The sequence below is a fragment of the Atopobium sp. oral taxon 810 str. F0209 genome, from assembly GCF_000466405.1.
Lineage (GTDB): Bacteria > Actinomycetota > Coriobacteriia > Coriobacteriales > Atopobiaceae > Olegusella.
On record NZ_KE952958.1, the window covers coordinates 21,392 to 29,786 of the forward strand.

Here is an 8,395-nt window from a genome sequence, read left to right on the forward strand (position 1 = left end):
AGGAGCAAACTTAGAACTAGAGTTGAAACATGGAAGTAGTACTTGGAAGAGCCTTCTAGTTTGCAACATTGGATGATTTCATAATAGGTAGGAAAAAGGATGCTCATTTAATTCTATTAACAGCTCGAAACAACCGAAATCCTAATGCAAAGTCCGGTGTTGGTGTAGTACAGCAGTATTACAAAAGACCCAAATAGATGCCTATACATCATTTGAAAATAGTCCAACAAGGCATTCTTTAGCAAATGCAATCTTTTTTGATTGTAATTGCAAGAATGCCTTTTGGGCCATTTTGACAAGCGGTGCCAAACTGCTACAGACTAGGACAGGTAGTCACTCTGGGCAGCTTTTTTGGCAGAGCGAATCAAGAACTCCTCGTTGTTGTTGGTAGCTTTAAGACCCTTAACCAGCGCTGTTGCCGCACGCTCGGTATTGTTCATATTGGCAAGAATACGACGGATACCCCAGACAAAAGGCTGAATCTGTGCATCGATAAGCAAATCCTCATTACGTGTACCCGAAGCCACCGGATCGATTGCGGGGAAGATACGACGATCCGCAAGATCGCGATCGAGCTTGAGTTCCATATTACCTGTACCCTTGAACTCCTCAAAGATAACTTCATCCATCTTTGAGCCCGTATCCACTAGAGCAGATGCAAGAATCGTCAAAGAGCCGCCACCTTCGATATTGCGCGCTGCACCCAAGAACTTCTTGGGCGGATAAAGCGCAGCAGAATCAACACCACCAGAAAGAATACGACCACTAGCAGGCTGGGCAAGATTGTAGGCACGAGCAAGACGTGTGATGGAATCGAGCACCACAACAACATCTTCACCAAGCTCTACCAGGCGCTTTGCATGGTCGATAACCATCTCGGCCACCGCAGTGTGATTAGATGCAGGCATATCAAAGGTAGATGCCACAACCGTACCACGAATAGAACGCTCCATATCGGTAACTTCCTCAGGGCGTTCGTCAACCAGCAGGCAAAAGAGATGAACCTCGGGGTTATTAACCGCGATGGACTGGCAGATACGCTTGAGCACGGTAGTCTTGCCAGCCTTAGGAGGCGAAACAATCAATCCACGCTGACCCTTTCCAATGGGGGCCACCAAATCAATCGCGCGACCCGTAGTGGAATCCTTGCCCATTTCCATAACAAGACGCTCATTAGGATAAATCGGCGTCAAATCGCGGAAACGTGGGCGGTGCTTAATCTCTTCAGGTGTTTTGCCATTAATGGTGTCAATACGCACCAGTGGCGGGAACTTGCTGCTAGAGCGAGCAGGGCCCACCATACCCTTGATGCGATCACCAGGACGCAGGCCATACTGACGCACAATTTGCTGCTGAACAAAAGCATCATGATCGCCTGCAGCAAAATTGCCCGTGCGCAGAAAAGCATAGCCTTCCCCCTGCATCTGCAGTACGCCATCTACTCCGCAGAAACCCTCTACTGCAGCAGCTGCCGAAAAGAGCTCCTCGATAAGCTCCTTCTTGCGACGACCAACGTAGTCAACACCCAGCTCAGCGGCTTTTTCGCGAAGCTCCGCCACCTTCATCTCGGAAAGACTTTCGAGAGTGAGAGAAGGCTCAATATTGCGCTCAGGAGTATTTTTGTTACGACGGTTATTGCGACGATTGCGATTATTTACCACATTTGCCGTACGATCACGGCGCGGTTCAGAGTCACGATCACGCGTAGCTACACGATGACGACGACGCGGAGCATGGGCTTCGTTCGTCTCAGTAGACTCTGAAGACTCACCATTTCCTTGGGTAACAGCCTCAGGATTGGTGGATTGGTCAAGATTGGTGGATTGGTCAAGATTGGCGGGCTGGTCAGGATTGGCAAGTTGAGCAACAACCTCTGAATTGGCAGGCTGGACAGCGATCTCAGAATTGGCAGGATGTACCTCATCTGCTTGCGAAACCGCAGCTTCGGTATGTTGTTCGGCAGGCACAGCTACGAGATGAGTCTCATCGGGAGTAGATACTTCTGTAGGGGTTTCACCCTGGGTCTCGATAGCAGCAGCTTCCACCTTGGCCTTTGCACTGCTGCGCGTACGCCTTTTGCGCGGTTTGGGCGCTGGAACTTCTTCGGACGTTTCTTGCTGAGCGTCCGCTTTTGCCTCTTCTGCCTCAGCTACGGCCTTCTTCCTGCGACGCCTTACAGGCTTTGGAGCTGGCTCTGTAGCAGGCACATCAGTATCCAGACTTAAAGCAGTTTGACCCGTCTCTTCTGTAGCTGTAGCTGTAGCTGCTACTTTACGCGTACGTCTACGACGAGGTTTGGGGGTCTCTTCGGTGCTGATGGATGTATCACCAGATCCTAACTCAGTAGAAGCACTGTTTTGTTGTGTCACGGGCGCTTCTTCACCGAGTTTTTCAGCAACCATATCTTCTTCCATGCAGGTACTACCTTCCTGGGCGCTCTGCAGTAGCAACTGCAACAGCAACCCATCTCAAAGGGGTATCCCAGCTTTGCATTACAACGTGATACATGTCGATGTTCTAACCACTTTGATTGTGCTTGCTGGGGAAGATTAAATGCGCAAGCATGCGCGGATTAATCACATCATAACATTATCAACTATATCAATGTTGGCAAGAATACTATTTTTTTGAGAATCCCTTTGAGAAGTAGAAAAATTACTGCCTGCGAGCACGACGAACAGGAGTCAATGCCTCAATACGATCATTGAGACTCTTGGCTTCCACACGTCCTTCTTCGGTCAAAGAGACAGGATGCGAGGATTTGCCACGCGTAGATGCGTCACGATTAAGCAAGCCATCGCGAGCCAAAGCAGAAACAGACATCGACACCGTAGGCTGCAAAAATCCCAGCACATCGACAATAGCGCCAATAGTTGCCTGGCCATCGAGCTCTGCATAGAGTGCAAGCAATACTAAGTCGCGAGCCATGACATCAACAGAGCCCATCGCGTCGACATACTTACGCACATGATCAGTAGTTGGACGATTGGACAGTAAATGTGCTAGTTCAGAGCGTGTTTGCGAGCAGAGCTTGGCGACCATCTCTTCGCCGTCATCGCTTAGGCAGCACAAAACATTGCGACGGTCGGTATTGCCCTGTGTGCGAATAATAAAGCCTAGATCGGCAAGGTGCTTTGTACGGTGTGTCATCGTAGGTCGCAGGCAACCCTGATACTCAGCAATATCAGAGGTACGCAATCCCTCAGGCGAGAGAGAAAGTCTGCATGCAATTGCAAATTCAGAAAATGTGAGACGCTTATCTGCATCGCACCTCTGGCGGATGGTATTGTAGGCGCGGCGAATTGCCAAATACTCACGTACCTCCACAAGAAACCTCCTCCAGTAAAAGCACTCCCCATGAGCCCTTATGCCTCATTGGTAGCTTGAAGCTTCACTTCCTGTTGAAACTTTAACGCGAAAAGAATTTATATGAACTCATATAGATAAAGATTTTCACATATTTGTAAAGAACTGCTAATACATTAGATTCACATAGCACAAACAGTTAGGTCTAGGATGGGCACACTTGTAAGCAAAGCAAAACACATTGCAGTAAGCCACATGATTTTGTTTGTAAAAAAGCCCGAGGCGTAAACCTCGGGCTTAAGCAGTGCTTTTTGCAGTTTACGCAGCCTTACATAACCTCAGGAGCAGAAACACCAATCAACTTGAGGGCAATAGCAAGGTTAATACGAACGGCGTCAATTGCAGCCAGACGTGCACGGGAAAGCTCAGGATCAACTGGGCGTCCCTCACTGGGCAGTACCTGGCAATGCTGGTAGAAGCCATGGAAGGAAGCAGCAAGTTCCTCGCAGAAATGTGTCAAACGGAAGGGTGCACGGTCACGTGCGCAGGAAGCAACAAGTTCAGGGAACTCAGAAATCTTACGAGCAAGAGCTGCCTCAGAGGGTTCGGTAAGCAGAGATAGATCGTAGTCTGCACCAATTGCCTTGTTGGCAACAACATCCATGCCCAGCTCGCGAGCTTCATCCTCATTTACACCAGCAGCGCGACGCAAAATAGAGCAGATGCGGGCATGAGCATACTGTACGTAGAAAACAGGGTTGCTAGACTCCTGCTTTTTTGCGGCTTCGATATCAAAGTCGATGGTCTGATTTGAGCTCTTGGAAACCAGCGTGTAGCGGGTAGCATCGGTACCGACCTCATCAAGCAGTTCCTGGAAAGAAACCATGGTACCGCGACGCTTGGACATACGAACAGGCTCACCATTGCGCAGCAAGTTTACAAACTGACCAAGGTCAACCTCAAATTTACCGGGGTAACCTAGGGCATCGCAGACATTGGTTACACGGGCAATATAGCCGTGGTGATCGGCACCCCAAAGATCGATGGAGTAGTCATCGCGCTGGAACTTGTCCCAGTGATAGGCAACATCAGAAGCAAAGTAGGTATACTCGCCATTGCTCTTGATGAGAACGCGGTCCTTGTCATCGCCAAAGGCAGTGGATTTAAACCACAGCGCGCCATCATCGGTCTTGTAGAGATAACCCATCTTGTCAAGCTTTGCAAAAGCACGATCGACAGGAGAGGTGCCCGTCTCATCCTTGATATAGAGAGTTCGCTCGGAGAACCACAGATCGAGGTCACAACGTGCTTGGTGGCAGGTAGCCTTGATGCGGGAAAGCATGGCCTGATAGGCGCGCTCGCGGAACTCATCGGTACGTACCTCAGGCTCAACGTCATACCACTTGTCGCCATCAGCCTCATAAAACTCGCGAGCAATGTCAATGATGTAGTCGCCGCCGTAGGAGTTGCCACCCAAAATCTCGTTAAAGGCATCCATGTAGGGATGCTGCTCGGGATGCTCGTCCATCTCATCTTCGACATACGCTTCACGGTCTGCCAAAAGCGTCGCCTGAGCGGTAGCAACGTCCACATTATCCTTGCGCATAACCTCAACGAGTTGCAGATAACGCGTAGCAACAGAGCTACCAAAAACATCCATCTGGGAGCCGTGATCGTTGATGTAATACTCACGATCAACCTTGAAGTTGGTGTGATCAAAGATATTGCACATTGAGTCACCAAGCGCTACCCAACGGCCGTGACCAACATGCAGAGGACCCGTGGGATTAGCAGAAATAAACTCATAATTCATCTTGAGGCCATTACCCACATTGGATTTGCCCCAATCAGCACCAGCCTCACGCACCACGCGGAAAACATCGTTGCTAGCAGCAGCGTTGAGATAGAAATTGATAAAACCAGGACCTGCAACCTCAACCTTAGAGACCTGCTTGTCCTCGGGCATATGAGCCACGATAGCGGCGGCAATTTTGGCGGGAGCTGCATGAGCAAGACGAGCAGAGCGCAACGCAACTGTCGAGGTCCAATCACCATTGTCAGCGTCAGCCGGTCGCTCGACTCCGCAGTCTTCCACCTCGAAGCTTGCAAGGTCGCCTGCCTTTTGGGCAGCGGCAATCGCCTGCCTGATAAGTTCCTCGATCTTTTCGGGCATACTGCACTCCTTCGGTCATACATCAAACCCCGTGCCAGCAAACTGCCGGCACATCGTAAACAGTTAGTTTAGCAAAATCACTGCTTGTATCTAACACTATCAAAGAGCTACACAAGCTACACGTTAGCGAGCCTTGGAAGCAGCTCGTCGCTCCGTGCGTGCCAACTCGTGACGCAACTTGTCAAGTCCCGGCTCCAATCCCACAGGATAGGTCTGAGGATTGAGGAAGCGCTTGACCGCGGGATCGAGTCTCATCAGCGAGTCACGACAGCGTTCCTTTGCAACGGCAATAGTATCGGGCTCTTTGCAGCGTTTGCCATCATCGACAATCTGCTCGAGCAACTCAACACCTGTCGCACCAGTAAAATCGTAGGTAGTCAAAGGATCGTTGACATCCACAGCGATCATGCTGTTGCCCACAGCTACAGAATCATCAACAATCTGATCGCCTATGGGACGTCCTGCTTCATCAACAAAGCGAATGACATGCATAATACCTGGTAGGGTGCGTTTATAGGCCTGCTCGGAAAGCTTAATCTTGGGAGACCAAGGCTCTTCTTTGTTATTGCGCACTGCCGAGAGCTTATAGACGCCGCCCAGCGAGGGCTGAGGATCGCAGGTAGCAAGTTTGGTACCCACACCAAAAGAATCAATAGGTGCACCCTGCGCAAAGAGCGACTGAATGGTGTATTCATCAAGGTCATTAGAAGCGCTGATCTTTACATAAGGCAGACCCGCCTCGTCAAAGGCTTCACGAGTTTCTTTAGTGAGTTTGGCAAGGTCACCCGAATCAATACGGATAGCAGCCAAGCGCTCCCCTGCCGCCTCCATCTCTTTTGCAACCTTGATAGCATTTTTGATGCCTTGATGGACATCGTAGGTATCTAGCAACAGTACGCAATTTTTAGGACTGGATTTTGCAAAGGCGCGGAAGGCCTCGATCTCAGTCGGAAAAGCCATAACCCAACTGTGGGCATGCGTACCAAAAACAGGGATATCGTAAATTTTGCCAGCAAGGACATTGGACGTACTAGAAGCGCCACCAATATAAGAAGCACGAGCAACAGCAAGGCCTCCATCGGGACCCTGAGCACGACGTAGACCAAAGTCAGAGACGGCATGTCCCTGAGCTGCAGTAACAACACGAGCGGTCTTGGTAGCTACCAACGTCTGGAAGTTTATAAGGTTAAGCAAAGCAGTCTCAAGTAGCTGGCAGTCAATCACAGGACCTTGCACGCGCACAAGTGGCTCACGCGGAAAAATCAAATCGCCCTCACGAGGAGCCCAAATATCAACATGCATGCGGAAATCGCGCAGATAGTCAATAAAGCCCTGCTTAAAAAGAAGCCCGCCACCAGGTGCGGGCAAAGCAGCAAGATATTCTAGTGTGTCTTCATCAAACACAAAGTTTTCTACGAGCTCAGCAATCTGACCCTGACCGCAGGAAACAGCATATCCGCCGTCAAAGGGACACTCGCGAAAAAAGACGTTGAAGCAAGCTTCGCCCTGATTGAGGCCGGACTCCCAAAAGCCCTGGGCCATGGTTAGTTCGTAAAGGTCGGTATTAAGCGCGACATCATGTGGAGTCGTGCGGTCGGTCAAGGCCATCTGATGTTCCTCCCCGAGAAAACTTTGTCTACGGGAAGCAACGAGTAATCCCCGCAAACACTTCGCTCTACAGGGTACCACGAGACGAAAAAAACGGCTCCCCCAAGCTGCCTTTGCCGCAAAATTTAAAAACGAGACATGCGGCAACCATGTAGCCTGAACTATCTCAGGAAACGCGAGATCACAATCACAAGGACAAGCAAAGCAATAACAGCAAGGACAATCTTTTGACCCATGGGCATGTTGAGATCGTCTTCGTCGGGTTCCATAAGCTTGCGGCCCTGCTCGCGCAAAGCGGCTTCGCGCTTGATTGCCTCTGCATCACGAGCGGCACGGGCAGACTCTTTTTTGAGACGTTGCAGTTCCGCACGATCGCGCGCGACCTGTGCCGCCTCCTGCTGGGCAGCTTTTTCCGCACGAAGCTGCTCGAGCTCAGCGCGCTCTGCTTCTGTGAGTCCATCTGCCATGATTGCTCTCCTCGCTCTACGCGCTTGTAATCTACGCGCTTGTAATAATCTACTCACGCCAGTCTAGCGTTTTGCTGGGGTGGAGACAAAATATAGGCAGAATCGAATAACTTAGCCAAAAGTCATCAAATCGTAAGTTCAATTTGATTGCCCTCGACCCCCACAATGCAGCTCTCGTAATACCCATCGCCCGTTATCCTCGGGCCGCTCAACACCTCATATCCATCAGCTTTCATCTGCTTTGTCAGCAAATCAACTTTTTCTTTACTTCCAACACTGAAAGCAATATGGATATAGCCAGTTCTTGCAAACACTTTTTCTTCATCTGCCATCTGAGGCTTGCTCATTATTTCGAGCCTCGCCCCATCTCCAAAGGAAAGAAAATAAGAGCGGAAATCCGTCTTTTTGTTATGGTAACCATCATTAGAAACAGCACCCAAATATTTCACAAAGAAGTCTCGGGCGCGTTCCATGTCATTTACATACATCGCAATATGTTCGATCTTCATTACCATTTCACCCCTCAACGTACCCCCGACCTATTTTATCTGCAATTTTAGCTCGTACTTTTGCATAGCCAACTCAGTTTGACAATTACTGCCAATGGAAGGATTCCAGACTTTTCACGCATATAAGAGACAGCCAAAAAGATATGTCACGCCAGTGAGCTACAAAGGAATGGGAGCGTAGTTTAACGGCGTGAACACAAACATGCTAAGTATGCACAAGACATCTTTGCACTTTCGTCGGTTTAACGAGGATGTCAAAAAGCCACACATCGTTTCATGCTACTTCATACCGCTTGCCAAAAGCCACACTACGTTTCATGCCAGGTGCCAAA

Annotated in this window: 6 protein-coding genes; all 6 read right to left on the bottom strand. The window is 49.6% G+C overall.

Going from position 1 to position 8,395, the window contains the following annotated elements; genetic code table 11:
• Positions 1-320: 320 nt before the first annotated feature.
• The 6 genes from rho to HMPREF9069_RS06710 all read right to left on the bottom strand — a co-directional run bounded on the left by rho (position 321) and on the right by HMPREF9069_RS06710 (position 8,063).
• Complete coding sequence (gene rho / locus HMPREF9069_RS09050; RefSeq protein ID WP_021626454.1) at positions 321-2,414, bottom strand: transcription termination factor Rho; 2,094 nt, start codon at positions 2,412-2,414, stop codon at positions 321-323.
• 241 nt (positions 2,415-2,655) lie between these two features.
• On the bottom strand, positions 2,656-3,327 hold the full coding sequence (locus HMPREF9069_RS06690; RefSeq protein WP_035438732.1) for a MarR family transcriptional regulator: 672 nt from the start codon (positions 3,325-3,327) through the stop codon (positions 2,656-2,658).
• 307 nt (positions 3,328-3,634) lie between these two features.
• Positions 3,635-5,479: an arginine--tRNA ligase gene (argS, locus tag HMPREF9069_RS06695; RefSeq protein ID WP_021626456.1), complete on the bottom strand. Its 1,845-nt coding sequence runs from the start codon at positions 5,477-5,479 to the stop codon at positions 3,635-3,637.
• 123 nt (positions 5,480-5,602) lie between these two features.
• Positions 5,603-7,087, bottom strand: a complete 1,485-nt coding sequence (locus HMPREF9069_RS06700; RefSeq protein WP_021626457.1) for a nicotinate phosphoribosyltransferase — start codon at positions 7,085-7,087, stop codon at positions 5,603-5,605.
• Between the two features lie 161 nt (positions 7,088-7,248).
• On the bottom strand, positions 7,249-7,554 hold the full coding sequence (locus HMPREF9069_RS06705; protein WP_021626458.1) for a hypothetical protein: 306 nt from the start codon (positions 7,552-7,554) through the stop codon (positions 7,249-7,251).
• 125 nt (positions 7,555-7,679) lie between these two features.
• A complete protein-coding gene (locus HMPREF9069_RS06710) occupies positions 7,680-8,063 on the bottom strand; it encodes a VOC family protein (protein ID WP_035438740.1) in 384 nt (127 codons plus the stop codon).
• Between the last annotated feature and the right edge of the window lie 332 nt (positions 8,064-8,395).